This is a genomic window from Nitrobacter sp. CN101 (assembly GCF_055390255.1).
In genome coordinates this window covers 629,307-653,565 of sequence record NZ_AP038833.1, presented here as the reverse complement: position 1 = coordinate 653,565, position 24,259 = coordinate 629,307, and the positions used below count along the sequence as shown (strand labels likewise).

Annotated in this window: 24 protein-coding genes and 1 tRNA gene; 10 read left to right on the top strand and 15 right to left on the bottom strand. The window is 61.0% G+C overall.

Annotation, left to right across the window (positions count from 1 at the left end; all coding sequences use genetic code 11):
• Window positions 1-39 precede the first annotated feature (39 nt).
• Both ACZ5IL_RS03040 and ACZ5IL_RS03035 read right to left on the bottom strand, forming a co-directional pair.
• The gene (locus tag ACZ5IL_RS03040; protein WP_464595106.1) at window positions 40-300 is read right to left on the bottom strand and encodes a GlsB/YeaQ/YmgE family stress response membrane protein; all 261 of its coding nucleotides are present in this window, start codon (window positions 298-300) and stop codon (window positions 40-42) included.
• A gap of 29 nt (window positions 301-329) precedes the next feature.
• A complete protein-coding gene (locus ACZ5IL_RS03035) occupies window positions 330-791 on the bottom strand; it encodes a YidB family protein (protein WP_464595105.1) in 462 nt (153 codons plus the stop codon).
• Between the two features lie 261 nt (window positions 792-1,052).
• Here ACZ5IL_RS03035 and ACZ5IL_RS03030 point away from each other — a divergent pair, with 261 nt between their 5' ends.
• Entirely contained in the window at window positions 1,053-1,823 is a 771-nt protein-coding gene (locus ACZ5IL_RS03030; RefSeq protein ID WP_464595103.1) for an exodeoxyribonuclease III, read from the top strand.
• A 352-nt stretch (window positions 1,824-2,175) separates the two neighbouring features.
• On the opposite strand, the gene ACZ5IL_RS03025 is transcribed toward ACZ5IL_RS03030, so the two are convergent.
• The 5 genes from ACZ5IL_RS03025 to hemC form a co-directional block, all read right to left on the bottom strand.
• Window positions 2,176-2,251, bottom strand: a tRNA-Thr gene (locus ACZ5IL_RS03025).
• 132 nt (window positions 2,252-2,383) lie between these two features.
• Complete coding sequence (locus ACZ5IL_RS03020; protein WP_464595102.1) at window positions 2,384-4,036, bottom strand: heme biosynthesis HemY N-terminal domain-containing protein; 1,653 nt, start codon at window positions 4,034-4,036, stop codon at window positions 2,384-2,386.
• Between the two features lie 7 nt (window positions 4,037-4,043).
• On the bottom strand, window positions 4,044-5,411 hold the full coding sequence (locus ACZ5IL_RS03015) for a COG4223 family protein (RefSeq protein WP_464595100.1): 1,368 nt from the start codon (window positions 5,409-5,411) through the stop codon (window positions 4,044-4,046).
• Between the two features lie 89 nt (window positions 5,412-5,500).
• Window positions 5,501-6,247, bottom strand: a complete 747-nt coding sequence (locus tag ACZ5IL_RS03010) for a uroporphyrinogen-III synthase (protein ID WP_464595098.1) — start codon at window positions 6,245-6,247, stop codon at window positions 5,501-5,503.
• A gap of 3 nt (window positions 6,248-6,250) precedes the next feature.
• Window positions 6,251-7,201, bottom strand: a complete 951-nt coding sequence (gene hemC / locus ACZ5IL_RS03005; RefSeq protein ID WP_464595097.1) for a hydroxymethylbilane synthase — start codon at window positions 7,199-7,201, stop codon at window positions 6,251-6,253.
• A gap of 93 nt (window positions 7,202-7,294) precedes the next feature.
• Between hemC and tsaD the strand changes: the two genes are divergently transcribed.
• From tsaD to acs, 4 genes are all read left to right on the top strand, one after another.
• Window positions 7,295-8,368: a tRNA (adenosine(37)-N6)-threonylcarbamoyltransferase complex transferase subunit TsaD gene (gene tsaD / locus ACZ5IL_RS03000; RefSeq protein ID WP_464595096.1), complete on the top strand. Its 1,074-nt coding sequence runs from the start codon at window positions 7,295-7,297 to the stop codon at window positions 8,366-8,368.
• Window positions 8,369-8,381: 13 nt separating this feature from the next.
• Window positions 8,382-9,362 (top strand): NAD(P)H-dependent glycerol-3-phosphate dehydrogenase, encoded by a 981-nt coding sequence (locus ACZ5IL_RS02995; RefSeq protein ID WP_464595095.1) that lies wholly within the window; start codon window positions 8,382-8,384, stop codon window positions 9,360-9,362.
• A 2-nt stretch (window positions 9,363-9,364) separates the two neighbouring features.
• Window positions 9,365-9,778, top strand: a complete 414-nt coding sequence (locus ACZ5IL_RS02990; RefSeq protein WP_079445592.1) for an EVE domain-containing protein — start codon at window positions 9,365-9,367, stop codon at window positions 9,776-9,778.
• A gap of 167 nt (window positions 9,779-9,945) precedes the next feature.
• Window positions 9,946-11,904: an acetate--CoA ligase gene (gene acs, locus ACZ5IL_RS02985; protein WP_464595093.1), complete on the top strand. Its 1,959-nt coding sequence runs from the start codon at window positions 9,946-9,948 to the stop codon at window positions 11,902-11,904.
• Between the two features lie 63 nt (window positions 11,905-11,967).
• On the opposite strand, the gene ACZ5IL_RS02980 is transcribed toward acs, so the two are convergent.
• Complete coding sequence (locus ACZ5IL_RS02980) at window positions 11,968-12,594, bottom strand: S24 family peptidase (protein ID WP_079445623.1); 627 nt, start codon at window positions 12,592-12,594, stop codon at window positions 11,968-11,970.
• A gap of 228 nt (window positions 12,595-12,822) precedes the next feature.
• Here ACZ5IL_RS02980 and ACZ5IL_RS02975 point away from each other — a divergent pair, with 228 nt between their 5' ends.
• Both ACZ5IL_RS02975 and ACZ5IL_RS02970 read left to right on the top strand, forming a co-directional pair.
• Window positions 12,823-13,167, top strand: a complete 345-nt coding sequence (locus ACZ5IL_RS02975) for a DUF952 domain-containing protein (protein ID WP_464595092.1) — start codon at window positions 12,823-12,825, stop codon at window positions 13,165-13,167.
• Window positions 13,164-14,258: a quinone-dependent dihydroorotate dehydrogenase gene (locus ACZ5IL_RS02970; protein WP_464595091.1), complete on the top strand. Its 1,095-nt coding sequence runs from the start codon at window positions 13,164-13,166 to the stop codon at window positions 14,256-14,258. Before ACZ5IL_RS02975 ends, ACZ5IL_RS02970 begins: the two co-directional genes overlap by 4 nt.
• Before the next feature lie 112 nt (window positions 14,259-14,370).
• Here the strand turns inward: ACZ5IL_RS02970 and ACZ5IL_RS02965 are convergent, their stop codons facing one another.
• The 7 genes from ACZ5IL_RS02965 to ACZ5IL_RS02935 form a co-directional block, all read right to left on the bottom strand.
• Entirely contained in the window at window positions 14,371-14,676 is a 306-nt protein-coding gene (locus ACZ5IL_RS02965; RefSeq protein WP_464595089.1) for a DUF6460 domain-containing protein, read from the bottom strand.
• Between the two features lie 298 nt (window positions 14,677-14,974).
• Window positions 14,975-15,625 carry a hypothetical protein gene (locus ACZ5IL_RS02960; RefSeq protein ID WP_464595087.1) on the bottom strand — a complete coding sequence of 217 codons (651 nt, stop codon included), beginning with the start codon at window positions 15,623-15,625 and terminating at the stop codon, window positions 14,975-14,977.
• Entirely contained in the window at window positions 15,586-16,302 is a 717-nt protein-coding gene (locus tag ACZ5IL_RS02955; protein ID WP_464595085.1) for an RNA-dependent RNA polymerase family protein, read from the bottom strand. Before ACZ5IL_RS02955 ends, ACZ5IL_RS02960 begins: the two co-directional genes overlap by 40 nt.
• On the bottom strand, window positions 16,289-16,696 hold the full coding sequence (locus tag ACZ5IL_RS02950; protein WP_464595083.1) for a hypothetical protein: 408 nt from the start codon (window positions 16,694-16,696) through the stop codon (window positions 16,289-16,291). Before ACZ5IL_RS02950 ends, ACZ5IL_RS02955 begins: the two co-directional genes overlap by 14 nt.
• 259 nt (window positions 16,697-16,955) lie before the next feature.
• Window positions 16,956-17,747, bottom strand: coding sequence for a Bax inhibitor-1/YccA family protein (locus ACZ5IL_RS02945; protein ID WP_464595081.1), 792 nt, complete (start codon window positions 17,745-17,747; stop codon window positions 16,956-16,958).
• 281 nt (window positions 17,748-18,028) lie between these two features.
• Window positions 18,029-20,584: an ABC transporter permease gene (locus ACZ5IL_RS02940; protein WP_464595079.1), complete on the bottom strand. Its 2,556-nt coding sequence runs from the start codon at window positions 20,582-20,584 to the stop codon at window positions 18,029-18,031.
• Window positions 20,585-20,711: 127 nt separating this feature from the next.
• Entirely contained in the window at window positions 20,712-21,440 is a 729-nt protein-coding gene (locus ACZ5IL_RS02935) for an ABC transporter ATP-binding protein (protein WP_464595078.1), read from the bottom strand.
• A gap of 202 nt (window positions 21,441-21,642) precedes the next feature.
• Between ACZ5IL_RS02935 and ACZ5IL_RS02930 the strand changes: the two genes are divergently transcribed.
• The 3 genes from ACZ5IL_RS02930 to zapE all read left to right on the top strand — a co-directional run bounded on the left by ACZ5IL_RS02930 (window position 21,643) and on the right by zapE (window position 24,227).
• A complete protein-coding gene (locus ACZ5IL_RS02930) occupies window positions 21,643-22,293 on the top strand; it encodes an arylesterase (RefSeq protein WP_464595076.1) in 651 nt (216 codons plus the stop codon).
• 141 nt (window positions 22,294-22,434) lie between these two features.
• Window positions 22,435-22,971, top strand: coding sequence for an RNA 2',3'-cyclic phosphodiesterase (thpR, locus tag ACZ5IL_RS02925; protein WP_464595074.1), 537 nt, complete (start codon window positions 22,435-22,437; stop codon window positions 22,969-22,971).
• Between the two features lie 71 nt (window positions 22,972-23,042).
• Window positions 23,043-24,227 carry a cell division protein ZapE gene (gene zapE / locus ACZ5IL_RS02920; protein ID WP_464595072.1) on the top strand — a complete coding sequence of 395 codons (1,185 nt, stop codon included), beginning with the start codon at window positions 23,043-23,045 and terminating at the stop codon, window positions 24,225-24,227.
• Window positions 24,228-24,259 lie beyond the last annotated feature (32 nt).

The following is a 24,259-nucleotide window of genomic DNA, read 5'->3' as shown; positions in this document are numbered from 1 at the left end:
GGGCTTCATAGATGGGGCTGCCGCAAGCTTCTTTCGCGCTTAGATTGCGCGTCGACGTCCGGCAAAGAAGCTGTAAACGAATAATACGATAACAGAGCCCACTATAGCGCCGATCAAGCCAGCGCCCTCTCCAGGTTGATACCAGCCGAGTTGCTGACCAAGATAAGTTGCGACGAAAGCTCCGACAATACCGAGCACTGCCGTAAGGATAAAGCCGGCTGGTTCATTGTCACCCGGCATGATGAACTTCGCAATCACTCCAGCTACGAACCCAATGATAATCGTCCAGATAATACCCATATCACCAATCCTCTTCAGTAGTTCGACCATCAGCTCGGAATGCGTCCGTCCGGCGTATACTTGTCCACGGCAGCAGGGAGTTCGCGCGAAAGTCTTGCCAGCAATTCCTCCTGGGACAGGCCCGTCTGCTGTTCCAAGGCGGCCAAGACATCCGCTCCAATAGCCTCCTTCAATCGCGGCGCAGGAAGCTCCTGATTAGGCCCTTTGCTCACCCAGGAATCGGCAGCATCTCCCTGACCATTTTCCTTAAACCGCTCGAGCAATTCGCTGAGCCCCCCGCTAAGGAGACCACCCACGCCGCCACCCGCGAGGGCTCCACTTAGATTGCCGAGCAGGCCACCCAAGGGCTGACCCCGTTGATCTCCGGCCTCAGGCCGAGGGGTCTTGCCGCTTGCGCCATGTAAGAGGTCGGCGAGCTTGTCTCTGTTCTGGTAGCCTGCCAACGCGAGCAAGCCGAGTAACGCTGTCATAGATGGCATCCCGCGTGACATATTCTTTACTCCAGCTGCGCATAAACCTCTGCGGCAACGTTTCATACTATGCCCGGTTCCACTCCGCCTGGTGGCAGAAAGGATTTAGCCACGCAAAGGTTTCGAGGACTGGCTTTGGCTCGGGCAGCTAGGGTGACCCTCTTAGACCTCTACATGAGGATGCGCCGTCCGCGTTCAATATGGTGGCCGGGCGAGCGGTGGCATGTGTAATCTCTATTCGATGACCAAGAATGTCGACGCGACGTCCGCCGGCAAGCCCGCATGAAGATTGCCTCCTTCAACATCAACGACGTCAAGAAACGTCTGCCAAATCTCCTGCAATGGCTGAAGCGGAGCGAGCCCGATATTGTTTGCCTGCAAGAACTAAAATGCGAGGCGAAAGACTTTCCGGAGTCCGATCTCCAACGTGCCGGCTATTCGGCCGTGTGGGAGGGGCAAAGGTCGTGGAATGGCGTCGCCATTTTGTCGAAACGGTCGCAACCGATCGTTACTCGCCGGCGGCTTCCCGGCGATCCCGCTGATCGCGAGGCCAGATACATCGAAGCTGCAGTCGACGGCCTGCTGATCGGCTGCCTATATCTTCCGAACGGAAATCCTCAACCGGGACCGAAGTTCGCTTACAAGATGAAATGGTTTTCGCGGCTGGCTCGTCATGCGGCTCAGTTGCAGAAGCAAGACCACCCCACCCTCCTGGTTGGCGACTACAACGTTGCACCAACCGACCTGGATATCTATCCAACGAAGTCATGGGCTAAGGATGCGCTGGTTCAGCCCGCGCCGCGCAGGGCGTTTGCCTCGCTCCTTGCGAACGGATGGACTGACGCTCTCCGCGATATTTTCGGTGACGAGCGCATCTATACCTTCTGGACCTACTGGCGAGATCGCTATGAAAAGGATCACGGTCTCCGGCTAGACCACTTTCTTCTCAGCCATTCCGTGGCTTCCCGCTTAGTGGAAGCGGGCGTGGATGGCGACGTCAGAGGCGAAGACAATGCCAGCGATCACGCGCCGGCCTGGATTAGGCTGCGGTAGAGCGTGTTGCGAAGCAGGTTCGCTAACGCGGGTACCGCACCGCTGCTTAATGTTTCAACGAATGGACCCGAGATGGTTGCCGCAATCGGTGGCCGTGCGGCGTGCGAGGCATCCTGACTACCGAGCGCCCTGCCCGCAACGAATCCGCGCGCATGATTCGTTGTGCGGCCAGCCACTTCCGGCTCCCCGTCCGCACCCAAAATGCCTATGAGCGATTTCGCTTGGTGATTTTCGTAGGAACAACGCGGGCGCAGAATATGGCAGATACTGTTACCCTATCCGTTACCCCAGCCCATTCTATAAGTCTCAAATAGAGCCTCATAAAAAGCCAAATTCCCTATTGATTTCAAGTTGGTGCCGCTTGCGTGACTCGAACACGCGACCCCATCATTACGAATGATGTGCTCTACCAACTGAGCTAAAGCGGCTATCCTTCATACATGCCGTGCATGCGGCCCCCGGGCCACAGCCCGAGGCGCGGGACCTCTGATATCGGGCACCATCCCCCTTGGCAAGAACCAGGCCGCCACGCCGCCGGTAAAAATCGCCGCCCGGCCGCATCAGCTACCCCGGCGCGACAGGAGCCCCCGCAGCCCTCCGGCCTGGCGCGCAGCTGCGGGATCGTCTTCAACAAACCCTTCGTTTTGGGAACTGTCATCGACCCCGGGATCGTCCGGAGCGCGAACGATCGGGATCACGCCGGGAACGGCACCTGCCTTGTCTTCCTCTAGTTGCGTGTGATGGGTCAGTGATGTCGCAGTCTCGTCCGGGATGGCAATAATTCCAGACGATGCAACTTCGACATCAACCGGTGGTATTGCGACGTCCTGAGCTTTGGAGTCCTCAGCGGCGGGCAAGGCTTCGACGCGGGGCGTATCTCCCACGAATTGGTCCGAAACTTCCGCCTCGACCAAGGGAGGCCTGCTCGAAGGCAGCGCCGCCAAAGGAGTCTGCCACTGAAACGCATCAACCCGCCCGGTTACCGGCGAAACCGGACGCCAGTGGTCCGACACGTACCCGTCTGCGGTCCAGACCGGATCGTGCAGGGCGCGTACGGCTCGCAACGTCCAGGCGCGGGCACGCCCGCTGTCGCCATGCTCTCTATGCTCAATTTCGGCCATCAACATCGCAACGCGTTGCGTCGGCGCTGCGATCAGCGGCTCCAGAGCATCGCGAGCCCGAGCGAACTCGCTGGCATCGAGCGCCGCGCGCGCGATTGCCAGCGCGCTTTCCGGATGACCAGGCGCTTTTTCCGATAGTTTCTCCACCCGCGCCAACCGCAGCAGCGCGGAATCTCCCGCCATCACATGGGCATAGGCATCGGCGAGATCGGGATGCGGCTGTGCCAGCCACGCGATTTCGATGATACGCATCGCGCGCCGCATCTGGTTCGCTTCGCTCAGATACTTGCTTGCGAGCACCACGGCTGGCACCAGCGTCGGCGCGAACTTCACCGCCTCCATCACATTCTGGCGCGACAAATCGCGATCGGACTTTTCGAGCTCCAACGCCCTCGCCGTGAGCAGCACACCACGCTGACGGCGATACAGCACCTTGTCGATACGACCTGACGCGACGTTTCTGTCGAGGATGGCGAGCGCACCAGCCCAGTCGCCCCTGGCACAACGAAAGCCGAGCGCGGCTTGTGAAGCCCATATCGAAGATGGCGAAGTTTTAAGCGCTTCTTCCGCGATCGCCACTGCCGCCGCCGGATCGCCGGCACGCTGAGCTTCGATGAAAAGCCCTCGCAAGCCCAACAACCGCGTATCCGCGCGTTCGGCCATGGTGCGAAAGGCGCGCTGCGCGCGATCCGCGTTGCCGTCAAGTTGCGCGGCCTGGGCATGCAAGAGCAACGCCAAGGGATCCTGTGACACTAGACGCCGGGCAACCTTGGCATGATTACGTGCGGCTACAGCATCGCCATAACCGATCGCGAGCAATCCACGCGTAATGGCGTCCCTGCCGCGCGCAGTCCGGCGCTCCCGGCGCGCGCGGCGGAGACGTATTGGTGCATGCCACAATCCGCGCACGGCGCTCCAGACCAGAAGCGAGGCAACGACCAGCAAGCCTAGCCCGAGTGCGAACACCGGTAGCGTCGTCTCGATCCGCCAGACGTCCCACGACATCACGATCGTGCCGGTCTGATCAGCAATCCAGGTGGCGCCCAATGCAGAGAGGGCAATAAGAACGAGAAACAGGATGATACGAAACATCTGGAACCTATGGCGCCGGTTTGGCCAATGCCGCCATCGCATCGGAAGCGAATTGACGCGCGGTGGCAAGAGCGGCATCGCGGGCGTCGACCTTGGCGATCCAGGGCTCGGCGGCGGTACGACCGGTCGGCGGAAGTGTATTCAGTTCTTTTCTCGCGGCGGCGACATCGTTTTGCCGGGCGGCCGCCTTGATTCGTGCGACGACGGCGCTGGTGGATTCTCCAGCCGGCGCATCCGCGCGCTCGATGTGCACCAGACGCACGGCGCTTTCTTGCAACCGGTTCACGATGTCGTTGGCGGAGATCTTGACCGGCGGCGGCTCGAGTTTCGGAACGATCGCAAGAAGTTCGCGACACAGCACATTCGCGCTCGGCACTCCGGAATCCGCGAACGTCTCCAGCGGTTTGAACGTATCCGGATCGGAGATCAGCGTCTTGGATGCCGCGAGCAAATCGCCATAAGGTTGGCCTTGGCGCACCGCGACATTCAGGAGCGTTGCGGCAACGGCCTGACGAAGCGGTCCGTCACTGATCGGAGCCGTGTCATGCTTGGTTGTCTCCGCGCCGCGCTTGGCGATCTCCGCGGTAAGGGCTTGCGTCGTCTGCTCGACCTGTTGCTCGGTCTGCGCGAGTCGCGCACTGATAGCCGCAAGATCAGATGGCGCAAGATCAGATGCCCCATCGGCGTCGTGCTGCGGCACGGGCGATCCGTCCTTCAGGGCGGCCGCCGGTTTGTCGGATTGGCCGCGAACGGTTGCCAGCTCCCCGCGCAACGTTGTCAATTCCTCGCGCAAGGATGCGACCGATTTGTCCAAGTTGTCGATGCGCGTCGCCGCGGCCTGATCGAGCGACGAAGCGGCCGGCTTGCTCGCCGTCGATTCGACCCGAGCCACCCGATTCGCGAGAGCGCCGAATTCCGCCGCGCTCACTTGCGACGCAGAGGATGAGGCGGAGGATGACGGTGGCCAGTCCGCCAGCCACGCACCGCCTACCACAAGCCCGGCGGCGACAGCGCCTGTAAAGGCGGCGATCAGTGCCGACGACGCGCGGGACGGAGAACGCGGAGGAACCGGCTGCTCGCCGAGAGGCTGATGATCAGCCGCGTCACCCGAAGCGGAACCGGCATCGTCAGAAGTCCCGGAAATACGGTTGGCCTCAAGGTCTGCGGCCGACGACTGATCCTGCCAGCCTCGGTCCTGATGAGCGTCATCTTGCGTGTCATTCGCGACCGAAATGGCCTGTTGATCGCCTGCTTCACCCGCGTCCGTTGGGACGGCATGCTCTGCCGTCTCGACGATTCCAGCGGTTTCATCGCCTGCGGAAAGCGGGCGTGAGTTTCCCTCCTGGGAGGCGTCGTTATGCTTGTCATCTGCCATCGTCACGGTTCCCCATTGCAGCGACACATCGCGTATCAGATTCCAAACCCCTCCCCCTATTTACCCCGATTATCTGCGTAACGCACGTCTTACTGCGATAGCGACCGCAACGCACAATCCAGCGCCTCCAGTACAGCTTCTTCGGCCGGGGCGCTCGCCTCCGCTACATGGGAGGCGCCGGCATCCCGCAGAATCGCGGCAACGGCGCCAGAAATGCAACATTGTGGGACCGCCAAAGCCGATATTTCAACGCCGCCGATGCGGACGCCATCCAGGAACGCGCGGGCGCTGCGGCGCGAATAATGCAGCACCGCCGATATCCGGTGCGAAGCAAACGCGTCACAAACCTCGCGAGACAGGCTCGCCACCGGCACCATCCGGTAACATGTTGTCGTCACGACAGCTAAACCGTGCCCTTCGAGCTTCCCGGCGAGATCGCATGAGCGATCAGCCGCAGCGAGATAAAGAATCCTGGTACCCTTTGTTAGACGTTTCGCGCGGACACGCTCCACAATGAGTTCGCACAACGCCGCGGCATCTCCGCCTGCCGCCACCACATCCTGAAAACCCGCCTGGCGCGCGGCGTTGGCGGTATGATCGCCGACCGCGAAAACGGCCAGTTTCAGCAGCGATTCCCTTCCCGGATGAACGGCGAGCGCGCGCAGTGCGTTAGCGCTGGTCACGACGACCGCGCCATAGTTTGCATCCTGCTCGATTTCAAAAGCAATCGGCTCGAGGCGCAACACCGGCGACAACAAAACGTCGCGCCCCATCGCACGGAGCGCCGCCGCCGTGGCTTCATTGTCCGGTTCAGGCCGTGTGACGAGAACCGCCACGCCTCACGCTCCGGCGAACAGGGTGAAGAACTTTTCGCCAGCGCGCTCGCGCAGTTCATGCGCGGCGTCCGCCCCAAGCGCGACCGCATCCGCACGTATCCCCTCACGCACGGTTTCATAGGATTCCGTGCCATCGGGAGAAATGATGAGACCGCGGAAGTGAATGCGGTCGCCCTTCACCCGACAATGACCGCCGATCGGCGTACGGCAGGAGCCATCGAGCAAAGCCAGAAAACTGCGCTCGGCGCTCAGCGCCACTTCAGTTTCAGAGTCGCCGATAGCCTTCACAAACGCGTTGATGCGGTCGTCGTCACGGCGCGATTCGATCGCGATGGCGCCCTGCCCGACCGCCGGCAGGAATTCCTCTGTCTCGAGAATGCGCGTCGCCTTGTCCCGCAATCCGAGGCGATTCAAACCGGCCAGCGCCAACAGCGTGGCGTCGGCCTCCCCGGCGTCAAGCTTGCGCAATCGGGTCTCGACATTGCCGCGCAGTGTATTGACCTTCAGGTCGGGGCGTAACCGCAGCACCATGGCCTGCCGCCGGAGCGACGCGGTCCCGACGGTCGAACCCGCCGGAAGATCGTCCAAAGACGCTGCGCGTGGACTAATGAAGACGTCGCGCACGTCCTCGCGCGGTAGAAATGCGGGCAACCAGGTCTCGTCGGGCAGAAATGTCGGCACGTCCTTGGACGAATGCACCGCAAAGTCGATGCTGCCGGCGAGCAGGGCTTCCTCTATTTCCTTGGTAAAAAGTCCCTTGCCGCCGACATCGAACAGCGGCCGGTCCTGAATGGCGTCGCCCGAGGTGCGAATGGTCTTGATGGCGATCCGCTCGGGCGCCACCTGATGCGCCCGCGCCAGCCGGTCGCGCACCTCATGGGCCTGCGCCTGCGCCAGCGGGCTGCCCCGGGTGCCGATCGTTGCCAGAATGTCTGTCTCATCCGAGGATTGCACGCCAAGACCTCATAATGCTACGCCGTAAGGAAAGGGAAACGCTGGTTTGCCCGATAGCGCAAGGGCCATATCTAGTCTAGGTACAACACGCCAATGCTGGTGCTGGGAATCGAGACCACCTGCGATGAAACCGCAGCCGCCGTGGTCGAACGCCAGGCGGACGGCAGCGCGCGGATTCTTTCCAATATCGTACGGTCCCAGACCGGAGAACATGCTCCCTATGGCGGCGTGGTTCCCGAAATCGCGGCCCGCGCCCATGTCGAACTACTCGACGGCATCGTCGCCAGCGCGATGAAGGAATCAGGCGTCGGATTCCCGCGGCTGTCGGGGGTCGCGGCCGCGGCCGGTCCGGGCCTGATCGGCGGCGTTATCGTGGGGCTGACCACGGCCAAGGCGATCGCCTTCGTTCATCGCACGCCACTGATCGCGGTCAACCATCTCGAAGCCCACGCGCTAACGCCGCGGCTGACCGACGCGCTGGAATTTCCCTATTGCCTGTTCCTCGCCTCCGGCGGGCATACCCAGATCGTCGCGGTGCTCGGCGTCGGCAACTATGTGCGGCTCGGAACCACGGTCGATGATGCCATGGGCGAAGCCTTCGACAAGGTTGCGAAGATGCTTGGCCTGCCCTACCCCGGCGGCCCGCAGGTCGAACGCGCCGCGGCGAGCGGCGATGCGACGCGGTTCAATTTTCCGCGGCCGATGCTCGGGCGTCCCGACGCCAATTTCTCACTCTCCGGGCTGAAGACGGCCGTGCGTAACGAGATCGGTCGAATCAATCCCTTGGAGCCGCAAGACATCAGCGATCTCTGCGCTGGATTTCAGGCCGCCGTACTGGAAGCGACAGCGGACAGGCTTGGCGTCGGCCTCAAGCTGTTTCAAGAGCGGTTCGGTATGCCGCGCGCACTGGTCGCCGCCGGTGGCGTCGCCGCCAATCAGGCGATCCGCGCTACGCTCGAGAGCGTCGCCGCCAGGGCACAAACCGCGCTCATCATCCCCCCGCCCGCGCTTTGCACCGATAATGGCGCGATGATCGCATGGGCCGGTGCCGAACGCCTGGCGGCGGGTTTGACCGACACGCTTGAAACTCCTCCGCGCGCCCGCTGGCTGCTCGATGCCAGCGCGCAGGCGCCGGCAGGCTTCGCCAATACCCGCGCCGGATTTTGAAGGCGTTGTCGCGATGAGATCTCTCAACCGTGTTTCGGTCATCGGCGCCGGCGCCTGGGGCACGGCGCTGGCGGGCGCCGCCGCGCGCGCTGGACGGCAAGTGACGCTGCATGCACGCGATGCGGCGATCGCAGCAAAGATCTCGGCAACGCGGGACAATCCGCGCCTGCCCGGCATTCCGCTCGACCGCAGCATCATCGTGTCGCATGACATCGCCGCCGCCGGCCGCGCCGACATCGTCGTGATCGCGGTGCCAGCGCAAAACTCGCGCGCGGCGATCGCCGCACTGGCCCCGCATCTCCCCTCCGGGACGCCCGTGATCGCCAGCGCCAAAGGCATCGAGCATGGCACGCGGCGCTTCATGACCGAGGTGATCGAAGAGACCGCGCCCCATGCCGTCCCCGCGATCCTGTCCGGACCGAGTTTTGCCGACGACGTCGCGCGGGGGCTGCCGACCGCCGTGACGTTGGCGGCGAAAGACGATGCGTTGGCGGTCGCGCTGGTTCACGCGCTCGGCTCGGCCGCCTTCCGTCCCTATCATACGACGGACGTACGCGGCGTCGAGATCGGCGGCGCCGCCAAAAACGTCCTGGCGATCGCGGCCGGAATCGTCGTTGGAAAACAACTCGGAGCGTCGGCGCTGGCGGCGCTGACCACGCGCGGGTTCAGCGAGCTGGTTCGCCTCGGATGCGCGTGCGGCGGACGCAGCGAAACGCTTGCCGGCCTGTCCGGTCTCGGCGATCTCATCCTCACCTGTTCGAGCCCCCAGTCGCGCAATTTCTCGCTCGGTATCGCGCTGGGGCGCGGCGAGCAAGCGCCGCGCGACAAACTCAGCGAAGGCGCGCTCACCGCGCCGGCGCTGCTCGAACTGGCGGTCGCCCACGACGTGGAGATGCCGGTCGCGCAGGCGGTCGCGGCTATTCTCGCCGGCCGATTGACGATCGATGGCGCCATCGACAATCTGCTGACGCGGCCGTTCCGGGCGGAGGGATAGCGATGGCGTACTGGCTTGTGAAATCGGAGCCTTCGGCTTGGTCGTGGGAGCAGCAGGTGGCGAAGGGCGCCAAGGGCGAAGCCTGGACCGGGGTGCGCAACTTCACAGCGCGGCAGAACCTTGTCGCCATGAAAAAAGGTGACATGGCGTTCTTCTATCATTCCAATGAAGGCAAGGAGATTGTCGGCATCGCCGAAATCATCCGCGAGGCCTATCCTGATCCTACCGACAAGACCGGCAAGTTCGTCTGCGTCGACATCAAGGCGGACAAGCCGCTGAACACGCCGGTGACGATCGCCGCCGTCAAGGCCGACAAGCGCCTGGCCGACATGGCGCTGGTCAAATACTCCCGCCTTTCGGTGCAGCCGGTTACGCCGGCGGAATGGAAGCTGGTCTGCAAGTTGGGCGGGCTATAAAGGCGGGTGACGCCAGAGTGCTCCAGGCTGGATTCTGGACTCAACACAGTTGAATGAGAATTCAACCTGATGGCTTGTCGCCGTACCAAGCCGCGACGCATAATCTTCTCAACGGTGAAGACGGACCTGCCTGGTTCCGGCCCCGGGTCCTGTGGTGGAGCAAAAACATGTCCGACAAGATTTATGACGTAAGCGCGGATTGGGCTCAGCGAGCCTGGATTGACGACGTCAAATATCGTGAGATGTATGCGCGCTCGATCAAGGATCCGAACGGATTCTGGTCCGAGGCAGCGCAGCGCGTGGACTGGATCAAGCCGTTCACCAAGGTCGAGAATACCTCGTTCGAACTCGGCAAGGTCTCGATCAAATGGTTTGAGGACGGCGTGCTCAACGCCGCCTACAACTGCATCGACCGGCATCTGGAAAAACGCGGCGACCAGACCGCGATCATCTGGGAAGGCGACGATCCCTCGCAGTCCCGGCATATCACCTATCGCGAACTGCACGACGAAGTCTGCAAGATGGCCAATATCCTGCGGCTGCGCAACGTCAAGAAGGGCGACCGCGTCACCATCTACCTGCCGATGATTCCGGAAGCGGCCTACGCGATCCTTGCCTGCGCGCGAATAGGCGCGATCCATTCGGTGGTGTTCGGCGGCTTCTCGCCCGATTCAATCGCAGGCCGCCTGCGCGATTGCAAATCTCGCGTCATCATCACCTCCGACGAGGGCCTGCGCGGCGGTCGCACCATCGCGATGAAGGCCAACGTCGATGCCGCGATCGAGAAGGTCAACGGCGAAGTCGACTGGGTGATCGTCGTCAAACGCACCGGCGGCCAGGTCAACATGAACCCAACGCGCGACGTCTGGTATCATGAAGCCGCTGCCGTAGTCGAAAGCGAATGCCCGTGCGAACCGATGAACGCGGAAGATCCACTGTTCATTCTCTATACCTCGGGATCGACTGGGCAGCCCAAGGGCGTGCTGCACACCACCGCCGGCTATCTGATCTTCGTGGCGATGACGCACCAGCATGTGTTCGATTATCACGACGGCGACATCTACTGGTGCACAGCCGACGTCGGCTGGGTCACCGGCCACAGCTACATTCTCTACGGGCCGCTGGCGAACGGCGCGACCACGATGATGTTCGAGGGCGTGCCGAACTATCCGGACACTTCCCGGTTCTGGAATGTGATCGACAAGCACAAGGTCAACATCTTCTACACCGCCCCGACCGCGATCCGCGCCTTGATGCAGGCGGGCGACGAACCGGTGAAGAAAACCTCGCGCGCAACCCTGCGCCTGCTCGGCTCGGTCGGAGAGCCGATCAATCCGGAAGCCTGGGAATGGTACCACCGCGTGGTCGGCGACAATCGCTGCCCGGTGGTTGATACCTGGTGGCAAACCGAAACCGGCGGCATCATGATCTCGGCCCTGCCGGGCGCAATCGCGCAGAAGCCCGGCTCCGCGACCAAGCCGTTCTTCGGAATCGTCCCCGAGATCGTCGATGCCGACGGCAAAGTTCTGGAAGGCGAGTGCACCGGCAACCTGTGCATCGCGAGATCCTGGCCGGCCCAGGTGCGCACGGTGTATGGCGATCACGCCCGCTTCGAGCAGACCTACTTCTCCTCCTACAAGGGCAAGTACTTCTCCGGCGATGGCTGCCGCCGCGACGCCGACGGTTATTACTGGATCACCGGCCGCGTCGATGACGTCATTAACGTCTCCGGCCATCGCATGGGCACAGCGGAAGTCGAAAGCTCGCTGGTCGCGCATGAGAGTGTGTCGGAGGCCGCCGTGGTCGGCTATCCCCACAACATCAAGGGCCAGGGCATCTACGCTTACGTCACCCTGATGAAGGGCGTCGAGCCGAGTGAGACGCTGCGCAAGGAACTGGTCGCCTGGGTGCGCAAGGACATCGGCCCGATCGCTTCGCCCGACCTGATCCAGTTTGCGCCGGGCCTGCCGAAAACCCGTTCCGGCAAGATCATGCGCCGCATTCTGCGCAAGATTGCCGAGGATGAGCCGTCCAGCCTCGGCGACACCACGACGCTTGCCGATCCTGCCGTGGTCGACGATCTCGTCAAGAATCGTCAGAACAAAAAGGACGGCGCGGCAGCGTAGGTCGATTAAACTGTAACAACCGCAACATGCCCCCTCCCCGTGGTTGCGGGGAGGACGAAGTGGTCATTGGCTCGCCCACACGATTCGCGCGATCCATTCCACGTCAGAGGCGGGCAGCGTGCGGTTGGCGTGGCTTGGATTGAGCGATTGCAATTCAATCATCTTCGCGGTCCGGCGCTTGAGTTCTTTCACCATTACCTCGCCGTCCCTCGTCTTCACCACCACGCGGTCGCCACGCCGGATCGGGGTCCCCGGCGAGACCACGATGACATCACCGTCGCGATAAGCGGGCTTCATCGAGTCGCCGGAAATCTCCAACGCATAGGCGTGTTCGTCTTGGACGGAAGGAAGACCCACCTCGTCCCAACCCTTGCCGACAGGAAAGCCGCCGTCGTCGAAATAGCCGCCGGCGCCGGCCTCGGCGAAACCGAGCAACGGCACGGCCTGCGCGGCGCGTGCCGAATCTTCAATGAACTGCACGAAGGTGTCGATCGCGGTGTCGGTCGCGGCAAGCGCTTTGGCCACCGACTCGGTTGAAGGCCACCGCTCGCGCCCATCGCCGGTGATGCGTTTCGATTTGTTGAAGGTGGTCGGGTCGAGCCCTGCCTTTCTCGCAAGGCCAGACGGCGAAAGGCCGGCGCGCTCAGCGAGACGATCCAACGCGGTCCATATCTGGGCGTGTGTCAGCATGACCATGTGGCGCGTCCTGATTTCCGCGGCGGTGAATTCTGTCAAAGATTAGGAATTATTACCTCAACCGGCGCGAGCCTGCAATTGCGCCGGGGATAAAATGCGGCTCTTGAAGTGCGAGCGAGCCACCGATACGGTCACGCAGGCTTCGCTACAATTTAAGCGAGCGGTAATAAGGTTATGCGCTTTTCGGTATCATGAGAGCGCAACGACGGGCTCAGGACACGCGTGCGCACGATCTACAAAATCTGTCCTGCTTCGGCCTGGCGGGAGGCCGAGCGGCACGGCGTTTATCGCGGCAGCGCCGACGATTCCCGTGATGGATTCATTCATTTTTCCACCGCGTCCCAGCTCGAAGGCACGGCCCGCAAGCACTTCAGTGGCCAGACCGATCTGCTCCTGATTGCGATCGATGCCGATGGACTGGGCGATGCGCTGCGCTGGGAAATCTCGCGCGGCGGCGAACCGTTTCCGCATCTCTATGGCGAGCTCGATTTGCGCCATGTCACAAGAGTGTTGGACATGCCCGCGCGACCGGACGGATATCACGATATTCCGGAGCTCGCGCCGTGATACGCGCCTTCGACAACTTCTCGCTGCCGCTGCTGCGCTGGTTCGATCCCGAAGACGCGCATCGCATGGCGATACAGGGATTGCGGCTCCTGCCGCCGATACGCCAGCGCGCCGACGACCCAAAGCTCGCGGTTCGTGCCTTCGGCCTGAATTTTCCTAACCCGATCGGCCTAGCCGCCGGCTTTGACAAGAGCGCCGAGGTTCCGGACGCACTGCTGAAGCTCGGATTCGGCTTCGTGGAGATCGGTTCGGTGACGCCGAGAGCGCAACCCGGCAATCCGCGCCCCCGCGTCTTCCGGCTTGAACGCGACGAGGGCGTCATCAACCGCATGGGATTCAACAACGACGGCGCCCACATCGTGCTTCGCCGGCTCGCGGCCCGCGCGCATTCCGGCGGCATCGTTGGAGTTAACATCGGCGCCAACAAAGACTCGGCCAACCGCATCGCCGACTATGTCAGGCTGATCGAAATCTTTGCCCCGGTGGCAAGCTACTTCACCGTGAACGTGTCGTCGCCCAACACCCCCGGCCTGCGCAACTTGCAACAGGCGGCGGCGCTCGACGAGTTGCTGGCGAAGGTGATCGACGCCCGCGAGCGTGTCCGACAGAATGCCGGCGACACGCCGGTGCTGCTCAAGATCGCGCCCGACCTGACGCTGGCGGAGCTCGACGACGTCGTTCACATCGCACGCTCACGCCGCGCCGACGGTATGATCGTCGGCAACACCACCTTGGCGCGGCCCTCGACCCTGCGCGATCAATCGCGCGCGAAAGAACAGGGCGGGTTGTCGGGGCGACCGCTGTTCCGGCTGTCGACCCGGATGGTGGCGGAAACTTATGTGCGGGCGGAAGGCGCATTTCCGCTTGTCGGCGTCGGCGGCATCGACTCAGGCGGCGCCGCACTGACCAAGATTCGCGCCGGCGCTACCTTGATCCAGCTTTATTCATCCCTGGTCTACAAGGGTCTCGGACTGATCGACGACATCAAGAACGATCTGACCTCGACGTTGCTGCGGACCGGGCGCGACTCGCTATCGGACGTCATCGGCGCTGACGCCGCGGACATTACGGCGGAAGACTGGCCGGCCTAGACTAACCGGCCGTTTGATCGAGACGATCTGAGCCGAAAACTTTTCGGAATCATGCTCTTTTATTGAGCATGACCTTATCCGAAAATCGTGTCCCCCTTTTCGGGATCATGCTCTAACGCCCGCGCGGCGCGCCGAACACGCGCGACAGCAGCCAGATCGGGATCACGATGACGGCACCCAGCAGGAAGTAGCGCCACAATCCATTGATCGCATCAAAGCCGAGGTCCCAGACGCGTTCGACCAGCAGGCGAATGCTTTGCACGATATTCCAGGGATCGAAGCCGATCGCCGCGAGCATGACGCCGACCAGCGTCGATAGCAAAATCAGACGAAACGCAACCGCCAGCGGCGAGCCGCCCAGGAAACGCGACAGGCTGTCGGGGCTGGCCCGCAAATTCCGGGTGTCGTCGTTCGGCATTGAGGCTCTCCCGCGGGGACATGGATTCGCGCAACATAATCAGTGTGAGGCAGATGGGGAACCACCGCTTTGCCGTCAATGGCCGTTAGAGTCTGGTTCAACGGCGTTGGATCAGACTCTAACCTTAGCTTTTTGATCGAACGTGATCTTATCCGAAAACCGGTTTCCTCTTTTCGGGGTCATGCTCTAGCGCCGGTTGATTCGGCAGCTTCGGAGACCAGCATCCGCTCCAGCGTCTCCAACCGATCCGCCTCGCGGGGCGGCAGAGCCGCTGCAAATTCATGCCGATAACAACTGTTCACTTATTAGCAGCTATCCAAGGCTGAAATGGACGTCGCCTTGAATATTCCACTCCATTGTCTGCGTCGATTATCGTTCGATACTTATCCCGAAGCCGCTCGAACTGATGTAGCCTGATTTTTTCCTTGGGATTTTCATTCATCTGTGCATACCGTGAAAAAACAGCCAGCAAATAATCCGGCACTGCGAAACAGTGATGCTCAAGCTTCTTTCCGGTCGCAACCTCGGGCTTTTTAGCCGGCCTACGGTTGTTTGTTTTCTCAAGCGAATAATAGGCGCCGTCGATAGCCTGCTCCAAGGAAGACATCTTGATTTTTGAGTTCTCTTCAAAAATGAAGCGGATAGTTGCGCCATCGTACCACATCAGCCGTTTTGGCAAGATTGTGGAGAGCAAAGAAATATAGGTTTCTTGGTATTTAGAATCGCTCGCTAATTCACAGTAAATTACGAAGGCTCTATAGGGAAGACTAGCGAGAACTTTAATATAAGCAGTCCGCAAATCAGGATGAGAATCCGTGAAATGCAATCCCTTTTTCGCAAGTGCGCCTTTGTCGCCGGCATAAAAGGGATCAACTATCTGGTGATCACGAAGCGTAGCGACGGTCGAAGTCAAAAGCGCCGTAGCATTTTCCGTGAACGCCAAGCCCAACGCAAGAAATCTCTTATTCTCAAATACAATCTCGGCTTCATCGACGAAAATACACTTCGACGATGGCGCTGTGATAGCGGATCGTAACTAACGCCAACTTTGTCTCTTTCTTGAAGCTCGCTCCATCTGGATATTAAATGATGAGATATCCGATCCTCTATGTGGCTCACATAATGAACCATTCCATCCAGCCGATTGACGCCTGATTGTATTTCTTCGTCTATCTTCGATAGATGATCCCCGACTCCGAATTTCTCGCTGTAGTACAGTTCTTGACGTAGTCTCCGTTTCATTCGACGCGGCACATGAGGACCGTTGGTATCGGATATACTGAGCCCAGTGACGTAGTGCGCCTGACCTATTTTTGTAATACGAAATTTTTCTTCATTAAGCTCGAAGTCCTCTTCTCCTAGAATTTTCTCAAGTTCAACCCGGGAAGGCAACTTTCTCTTACCCGAGATAGTAATGTCATCGGCGTAACGCGTGTATTTGCAACCATAAGCCTGCGCCAGATTCTGAATCTTTATGTCAAGAGCGACGCACACGAGATTGGCCAGCATCGGACTAGCATTCAATCCCAGCGCGAGACGATCATTGATGGTTACAAATCTAGCCAATGCGTCCGCCGCGGCTGGATGCATGTTTAATTCGAGAAATCTCTTCTTAAGGCGGCTCATCGAAATTGACGGGAAGGAAATTACGGATATCCGCTCGCAAGAGCAGCGGCGCGCCACAATGGATTTCTGCATTGTTGCGCGTTCCGCGATGTCGGACATATCCATACGCCGCCTCATGCGGGTAGCGCGAGTCGGATACGCGGGCGAAAAGCTCAAACCGACGCGCAACTGACTTATGTGCTTCGGTGAGTCGCAGATCTATGGCTTCCCACACATCGCGAAACTTACCTGTTCGATGTCGGCCGCGTTTTGGAATCTTGTAGTGGAAGTAAAATTGTTTTCTATCTTCTGAAGAAATCATTTCCTCAAAGAGGCTGGGGCTTATTCCAATATAAGTGGCAAGATCACGCGCCGATTCGGGGATACGGAAGTCAATTGAAAATGTTTTGCTCATCGGCTTATTAGCGGGCAGCCAAGTTACCAACAAATAGTGCCTTGAGGGCGGATGCGACGCACCCTGAACCATAGACTTGACTGCCCAAAACACATTTTAGTTGAGTATCGGCTTAATACAACCCCGCAGCCATGCGGGCGCATGAGGGGCATATAAGCGGACGCGGATATCGTTCGAGTCCAGCGCCTGAAGATATCCTAAACACAAAGAAAAAGCCCCGGCCTTGGCCGGGGCTTCGATCCTCCGATCGCTCGGTGGGTTACTCGCGCTGTCCGAGCAACTGCAGGAGCAGCGTGAAAAGGTTGATGAAGTTCAGATAGAGCGACAGCGCGCCGGTTATCGCCGCGCGCTCCGCGATCTCACCACCCTGTGAGGCATAGCCGTAGATGTAGTCGTTCTTCAGACGCTGGGTGTCGTAGGCGGTCAGCCCCGCGAACACCAGCACGCCAACGACAGACACCACAAACTGCAACGCCGAGCTTGCGATGACGAGATTCACCAGACTGGCGATGATGATGCCGAACAGGCCCATGAGCAGGAATGAGCCCATGCCGCTCATGTCACGCTTGGTGGTGTAGCCGAACAAGCTCAGCGCACCGAACGAGGCCGCAGTGATGAAGAACACCCGCACGATCGAGGTGTGCGTATACACCAGAAAGACCGACGACAGCGACAGGCCCATCAACGCCGAGAACGCCCAGAACAACAGCTGCGCGGTCGCAGGCTTGAGCCGGTTGATACCAAAGGAGATGACGAAAACCATCGCCAGCGGCGCGAGGATGAAAACCCACTTCAACGGGCTCACAAACATCGCGTAGCCGAACGGCGTCAGGTAAGCCTTGCCGATCTGGGCGGCTGCGCCCGATGGATCGTTGGTGACGGCCGCCATGTAGACGCCCAGCGCGGCCAAGCCAGTGATGGCGAGACCGATCGACATGTAGTTGTAGATCTTGAGCATATAGGACCGCAGACCGGCATCGACGGCCGCGGTATCAACGCGCCCGGCGGTCCGGCCAAACGGAGTGGCATGGTTGCGGTCTAAGTCCGACATGGTCGAATTCCCGTGTTTAGCTGGCATCGCAAGATACCAGTACGAATCTGTCTCGGATACATGGCCTGCTGATATTGGTTTTTGGTCATCAGGACCAGCGTCCTACCGAGCCCATATGTGGGAAACTAACACATTCGCCGCAAGCTTCCATGCGCGGCTGAATGTCGCCCTCCGATAAAGAGGCTTGGGGCGTCACCTAGGGAGCGATGCGCCAAAAACTCGCAAGGAACCCGACCACCCTGCTCCCGGTAGGAGATCGCCATGAAACTCGCTACATCTTGTTATAAATTCCTCAATACCGAGGCCGGCTTCTGATTGAGTGCCATCAGCGTGCCGGCCAGTCCTAACGCGACTGTGACAATCAGTGCGGCACCGACCACGATAGCCGCACTGCCGGCCTGCCATTCGAAACCGAGCGTCATCAACCGCGTCACGATCAGCCACGCGGCAAGCGAACCAGCCGCCATGCCGAACACCGCGGTGGCAGCACCGATCATGAGGTATTCGAGCGTGTAGGCGCCAAGCAGCCGCGACCTCGTGGCGCCGAGGGTTTTCAGAATCACCGCGTCATAGACGCGGTGGCGATGGCCGGCCGCCAGCGCACCGCCAAGGACGAGGATCGCCGAGACCAGAGTGACGGCGCTGGCGCCACGGATCGCCATGACCAGGTTGGTGACGACCGCCCCGATGGTTTCGAGGGCCTCGCGAACCCGCACGCTCGTCACCATCGGGAACGCGTCGGCCACAGCCTTGATGATCGCGGCATCTTCCGCAGCGCCGTGATGCATCTCGGTCAGGGTCGCGATATGGGTATGCGGCGCGCCGCGAAAAGCATGGGGCGAGAACACCAATACGAAATTGATGCCAAGGCTCTGCCAGTCAACGCTGCGCATGTTGCTGATGGTAGCCGTGATGTCGCGACCGAGCACATTCACAACAACGGTGTCGCCGATCTTGAGCCCGAGCCCGTCGGCGAGCTTCTTCTCAAACGACACCAGCGGCGGCCCGTCATAATCCGGTCCCCACCACTCGCCCTCTACGACCTTCGATCCCTTTGGCACGTCGCCAGTGTAGGTCAGGCCGCGATCACTATGCAGCACCCATTGGGCATCGCGGGAGGGTTTCAGGTCTTCCGCTTTGACGCCGCGCGCCGCGACGATGCGCCCGCGCAGCATCGGCACGTCCTCCACGATCGCCTGCGGAGTCAGCCGTTTGAGAAAATCGTCGAACCGGTCCGATACCGACGACGGGATATCGATGAAGTACAATGAAGGGGCACGCTCCGGCAACGACGCCAAGAACTGCCGCCGCAGATTACCGTCGATCTGGGTGATCGTGACCAGAACGGCGAGACCAAGGCCGAGCGAAAGCACCACGGACGGCGTCAGCGTTCCCGGACGATGGATGTTTGAAACCGCAAGCCGCAGCATGGTGATCCGGGATCGCGGCAGCCGCCGCGCCAGCGCCATCAACCCGGAGGCGATGCCGCGCAACAACACAAACACGATCGCCGACGCCGCCACGAACACCAGAGCCACACGCTTGTCGTAGGCTAGACCAATAGCGATCCCGGCCAACGTTGCGATCAGAAGCAGCATCAAGACAAGGTAGCGGGTCTTCGGCCGAAGGACTTCGTGAGCAATGGTGTCGCGAAACAAGGCCGCGACCGGAATGTCATGAACCCGTGCTAGCGGCCACATGCCGAACGCCAACGCCGTCAACAGGCCATATACCGCCGACAGCGCCAATTCATCGGGGTGCAACGCCGGAACGACCGGCAGCGGGAGCAGATCGCCGAAGGCGCCGACAACGATAAAAGGCAGCGTCGCACCGATCACAAGACCGGCAAGTGAGCCGAGAGCGGCCAGCACCATGATTTGAGTTAGATAGATCGCAAACACGTCGCGTCCGGTCGCGCCCACTGCCTTGAACGTCGCAATGATGTCGCGTCGCCGGTCGATGTGGCTCTTGACGGCATTGCCGACGCCGACGCCCCCCACCAGCAAGGCGGCAAGCCCGACCAGGGTCAGATACTGCGTAAACCGCAAGATGCTCCGCTCAAGTTGCGGCGAGGCATTGTTGCGGCTGCGGATGTCCCAGCCAGCCTCCGGCAGCGCCGCCCGCGCGGCATCGGCCAGTGCCGTCGCCGCCCTATCATCCGCACTATTGCCCGCAAGCCGGACCCGGTAAATCCAGCGCACCAAACTGCCGGGCTGAAGCAATGCCGCGGCGCGCAAGCCATCGATGCTGACCAGGAAGCGCGGTCCGAGCCCGAGACCGCCAGCTAGTTTGTCGGGCTCGGCGTCAACCGCGCTGCGGATCTCGAAGGTGGCGCTGCCGACCGTGAGACGATCGCCGATCTTAAGATCCAGTCGCGCCAGGAGAGCCTGGTCGACGGCCGCGCCGAATACCCCCTCACGTTCGGCGAACAGATCGGATATCCGGATGTCCGGCTCCAGCGCCAGCGCGCCGAGCATGGGATAGGCCCGATCGACCGCCTTCAGTTCGATCAGCGCCAACCTGCCGTCCGTCGCGCGCGCCATCGCGCGCAGCGTCGCCGCCACCGAGACCGTTCCTCGCGCACGCAGGAAGGCGATCTCGTCCGGCTTCGCCTCGCGCTGGATCAACGAAAACGAAACATCGCCGCCAAGCAGCGTGCGGCCCTCGCGCGCCAACCCATCCGACAGACTGGACGCCACGGAGCCGACACCGGCAATCGTCATGACGCCGAGCGCGATGCAGGCGATGAAGACATAGAAGCCGCGCAGCCCGCTGCGCAGTTCGCGCAACGCCAAACGCAGTGGAAGAAGCAGCCCGCGGGTTCTGTTTGTCGTCATGCGCGAAGCGCCATTGTGCATCCACGAATGCGAAAGAAGCGCGCGGTTCTGGAGTCCATGAACACGGACCGGGCGCACCGATGACGTGTTTCTAGCCTACCGCACATCCCCAATGATGGCTGATGAATCATCGACCTGCCTCGTCGATACGTCCCGAGCGAAGCTTCACCACGCGGTCGCAGCGTTGCGCGAGTGCGGTATCATGAGTCACCAGCACCAGCGTCATACCGCGCTCGGCATGCTTGGCGAACAGGAGATCGACGATCTGCTGGCCGGTCACCTCATCCAGATTGCCGGTCGGCTCGTCGGCGACGAGAATCGCCGGATCAGGCGCGAACGCCCGTGCCAGCGCCACGCGTTGCTGCTCACCGCCCGAGAGCTGCGTTGGGTAATGATGCAGCCGCGCGCCGAGACCGACCGCTTCCAGCTCGCTCGCTGCGCGCGCCGATGCGTTCTGCGTGCCAGCGAGTTCGAGCGGCACGGCGACATTCTCCAGCGCCGTCATGGTGGGGATCAGATGAAAGGACTGAAACACGATGCCGACGTGACGTCCGCGAAATCGCGCCAGACCGTCTTCGTCGAGAGCATTGAAATGAGTGCCATCGACAACCACCTCTCCGCGGTCGGGACGCTCCAGCCCCGCCATGACCATGAGCAGGGTGGATTTTCCCGACCCGGACGGCCCAATCAAACCGATCGCTTCGGCACGGCCAATGCGGAGACTGATGTCTTTCAGAATATGGACACGCGCGGCGCCGCTGCCGAGTGTGAGATTAACATTGGAAATGGTGATGGCGTCCGGCCTGAGATTTTGGGAATGACTGGCCGGTAACGAGGGTTCGATGAGACTGTCCATACCTAGTGTCCTGAATCCAAAGTTCGCCTGCCCCGCCGGACCGTTCCGAGCGAACTTCGGATGCAGAAGGACACTAGAAACTTATTATTCCAAAGTGGTTTGGTTCAGAAGGTCTCCAGAAGACTCGCAGCAAAGTGGGAGAGACCTGCTAAACCGCCATGCTGGCTCATATGGCATTTCTTTTACGGCGGTCGAGAGGTTGATGCGTACCTTTGCGTGGATTCTGCTTAGCGCTGGCATCGCCATGGCAGTGCCGGCACAGGCGGCCGATGAAACGGCCGATGGCCCCGCCAAGATCGTAGTGCTCGGCGACTCCCTAAGCGCCGGCCTCGGACTTCCGGCCGCCGCCGCTTTTCCAGCACAATTGGAAAAATCGTTGAAAGACAAGGGCCTGAACGTCACGATCGGCAATGCCGGCGTCTCCGGCGATACCGCATCCGGCGGTCTCGACCGGCTCGACTGGTCGGTGCCTGCCGGCACGCAGGGCGTGATCCTTGAACTCGGCGCAAACGATGCCCTGCGCGGCATCGATCCCAAAGTGACGCGGGCCGCACTGGAGGACATCCTGAAGCGCCTCAAGGCGCGCCATATCGCGGTCCTGCTATGCGGCATGGTCGCGCCGCCGAATTACGGCGCCGAGTACGCCGCGCAATTCAATGCGATATTTCCAGATCTCGCCAAGAAATACGACGTGCCGCTTTATCCGTTCTTCCTCGACAAAGTCGCGGCGAACACAAATCTCAATCAGGCCGACGGCATGCACCCGACCGCCGCGGGCGTGGCAATTATCGTCGAACATATCCTGCCCACGGTTGAGGCCTTTGTCCGCGTTATCCGTGAGCAGAAAGGCTGATAACCAAGTGAGCGCCCCGCTCTCGTAAGGAATTACTCACCATAGAGCCGCGCTGCTTCGCACGGTCACAGAACTACGGTAAAAACAGCTACTGGTGATTCGTCACCAGATTGATTTCGGACTTGCATCGAGGGTCTTGCGATGCCGCGTTTGTTCACCGGGCTGGAAATACCGCCCGATATCGGCCGCACGCTGTCCGATTTGCGCGGCGGTCTGCCGGGCGCCCGCTGGATCGATCCCGAAAACTACCACCTCACGCTCCGCTTCATCGGCGATATCAACGGCGCCTCCGCCAACGAGATCGCGTCGGTGCTGCCCCGGATCAACCGCAAACCGTTCGACGTGACGCTGCGGGGACTGTCGAGTTTCGGCGGCAAAAAACCGCGTGCCGTCGTCGCCTCGGTGGAACCGAGCGCGCCGCTGGTCGAATTGCAAGCCGAACTTGAACGGCTGATGCGGCGCTGCGGGCTGGATCCCGAGGGCCGCAAGTTCACGCCCCACGTCACGCTGGCCCGCTTGCGCGACGCATCCAACCACGACGTCGCGAACTATCTGTCGGTGCGCGGCTATTTTCCGTCCAAGGTATTCACCGCCGAGCGCTTCGTGCTGTTCTCCTCGCGTGCCTCGGTCGGCGGCGGCCCTTATGTTGTCGAGGACTCCTACGCGCTCAGTGCGTGACCGCCGATCACAAGACTTTCACCAAATTTCACGACTTGCATTTCCGTCCCTCAGGAGTCGAAAACCGACCGATGCTTTCGGCATCACCCGCATCGTTCCGGAATCACTATCAGGCCCTCGTCACATCAGGCGCGATCGAGGCGGACGCCGCACAGGCGCGCGCAGTGGAAGCTCTTGCCGAGCTGGACGAGCGGCTCATGACCTACAAACCCGCGGGCAAGTCGGGCTTCCTCGACAAATTGTTCCATTCCGACGACGAACCTCCGCCGAAGGGACTTTATATCCATGGTGACGTCGGACGCGGCAAAACCATGCTGATGGACCTGTTCTTCCAGGAGAGCCGGGTCGCCCACAAACGCCGAGTCCATTTTCATGAGTTCATGACAGACGTGCACGAGCGCATCTTTGCCTTTCGCCAAAGCATCGCTCGGGGCGAGTTGGCCGACGCCGACGCCGTTCAGCTCACCGCGACATCTATTTTCGAGCAGGCGTGGCTTTTGTGCTTCGACGAATTTCACGTCACCGATATCGCCGATGCCATGATCCTGGGCCGCCTGTTCACACAGCTGTTCGAACTCGGCACCGTCGTGGTGGCGACATCAAACGTCCCTCCTGAGAACCTCTACGAAGGGGGTCTCAATCGCGTGCTGTTCCTGCCGTTCATTGCGCAGATCGAGGAGCGTATGGACGTTCTGCGTCTCGACGCCCGCACTGATTTCCGCATGGAGAAGCTCGCCAGCGTCAAGATGTGGCTGACACCCGCCGACACCGAGGCTGAGGCGGCGCTCGACAGAGCCTGGACGCTCATGACCGGCGGTGCGCCCTGCGAGCCGCGTGACATCGCGGTCAAGGGCCGCCTTCTGCACGTGCCATGCTCGGCCCACGGCGTGGCCCGGTTTTCGTTTGCCGATCTCTGCGAGCAGCCACTTGCGGCGTCCGACTATCTACGGCTCGCGCGCGACTATCACACTCTTATGATCGACCACATCCCGGTGATGGACTATGACGACCGCAACGCCGCCAAGCGGTTCATCGCCCTAATCGACGCGCTGTATGACAACGGCGTGAAACTGATGGCGTCGAGCGATAGCGATCCGCTTTCGCTCTATCGCGCCAACGACGGCTTCGAGGCGAATGAATTCAAACGCACCTCCTCGCGTCTGATCGAGATGAACTCGGACTCCTATCTGGCGAGGGCCCATGGTCGCAGCGATTCCCTCGCCAGCGGAACAGCCACCGGCCTGGTGGAGACTTGACGTTGCACCTTGCAACGCTTGAACAGGTCCCA

Bases quoted from the DNA above. Each gene is read 5' to 3' on its own strand.
- ACZ5IL_RS02945 (WP_464595081.1), bottom strand. From the start codon at position 17,747: ATGTCGGACTTAGACCGCAACCATGCCACTCCGTTTGGCCGGACCGCC.
- ACZ5IL_RS03030 (WP_464595103.1), top strand. From the start codon at position 1,053: ATGAAGATTGCCTCCTTCAACATCAACGACGTCAAGAAACGTCTGCCA.
- ACZ5IL_RS02940 (WP_464595079.1), bottom strand. From the start codon at position 20,584: ATGACGACAAACAGAACCCGCGGGCTGCTTCTTCCACTGCGTTTGGCG.
- ACZ5IL_RS02965 (WP_464595089.1), bottom strand. From the start codon at position 14,676: ATGCCGAACGACGACACCCGGAATTTGCGGGCCAGCCCCGACAGCCTG.
- thpR (WP_464595074.1), top strand. From the start codon at position 22,435: ATGCCGCGTTTGTTCACCGGGCTGGAAATACCGCCCGATATCGGCCGC.
- ACZ5IL_RS02980 (WP_079445623.1), bottom strand. From the start codon at position 12,594: ATGCTGACACACGCCCAGATATGGACCGCGTTGGATCGTCTCGCTGAG.
- ACZ5IL_RS03040 (WP_464595106.1), bottom strand. From the start codon at position 300: ATGGGTATTATCTGGACGATTATCATTGGGTTCGTAGCTGGAGTGATT.
- ACZ5IL_RS02955 (WP_464595085.1), bottom strand. From the start codon at position 16,302: ATGAGCCGCCTTAAGAAGAGATTTCTCGAATTAAACATGCATCCAGCC.
- ACZ5IL_RS02950 (WP_464595083.1), bottom strand. From the start codon at position 16,696: ATGAGCAAAACATTTTCAATTGACTTCCGTATCCCCGAATCGGCGCGT.
- zapE (WP_464595072.1), top strand. From the start codon at position 23,043: ATGCTTTCGGCATCACCCGCATCGTTCCGGAATCACTATCAGGCCCTC.
- acs (WP_464595093.1), top strand. From the start codon at position 9,946: ATGTCCGACAAGATTTATGACGTAAGCGCGGATTGGGCTCAGCGAGCC.
- ACZ5IL_RS03035 (WP_464595105.1), bottom strand. From the start codon at position 791: ATGTCACGCGGGATGCCATCTATGACAGCGTTACTCGGCTTGCTCGCG.
- ACZ5IL_RS02990 (WP_079445592.1), top strand. From the start codon at position 9,365: ATGGCGTACTGGCTTGTGAAATCGGAGCCTTCGGCTTGGTCGTGGGAG.
- ACZ5IL_RS02935 (WP_464595078.1), bottom strand. From the start codon at position 21,440: ATGGACAGTCTCATCGAACCCTCGTTACCGGCCAGTCATTCCCAAAAT.
- ACZ5IL_RS03015 (WP_464595100.1), bottom strand. From the start codon at position 5,411: ATGGCAGATGACAAGCATAACGACGCCTCCCAGGAGGGAAACTCACGC.
- ACZ5IL_RS02995 (WP_464595095.1), top strand. From the start codon at position 8,382: ATGAGATCTCTCAACCGTGTTTCGGTCATCGGCGCCGGCGCCTGGGGC.
- ACZ5IL_RS02930 (WP_464595076.1), top strand. From the start codon at position 21,643: ATGCGTACCTTTGCGTGGATTCTGCTTAGCGCTGGCATCGCCATGGCA.
- tsaD (WP_464595096.1), top strand. From the start codon at position 7,295: ATGCTGGTGCTGGGAATCGAGACCACCTGCGATGAAACCGCAGCCGCC.
- ACZ5IL_RS03020 (WP_464595102.1), bottom strand. From the start codon at position 4,036: ATGTTTCGTATCATCCTGTTTCTCGTTCTTATTGCCCTCTCTGCATTG.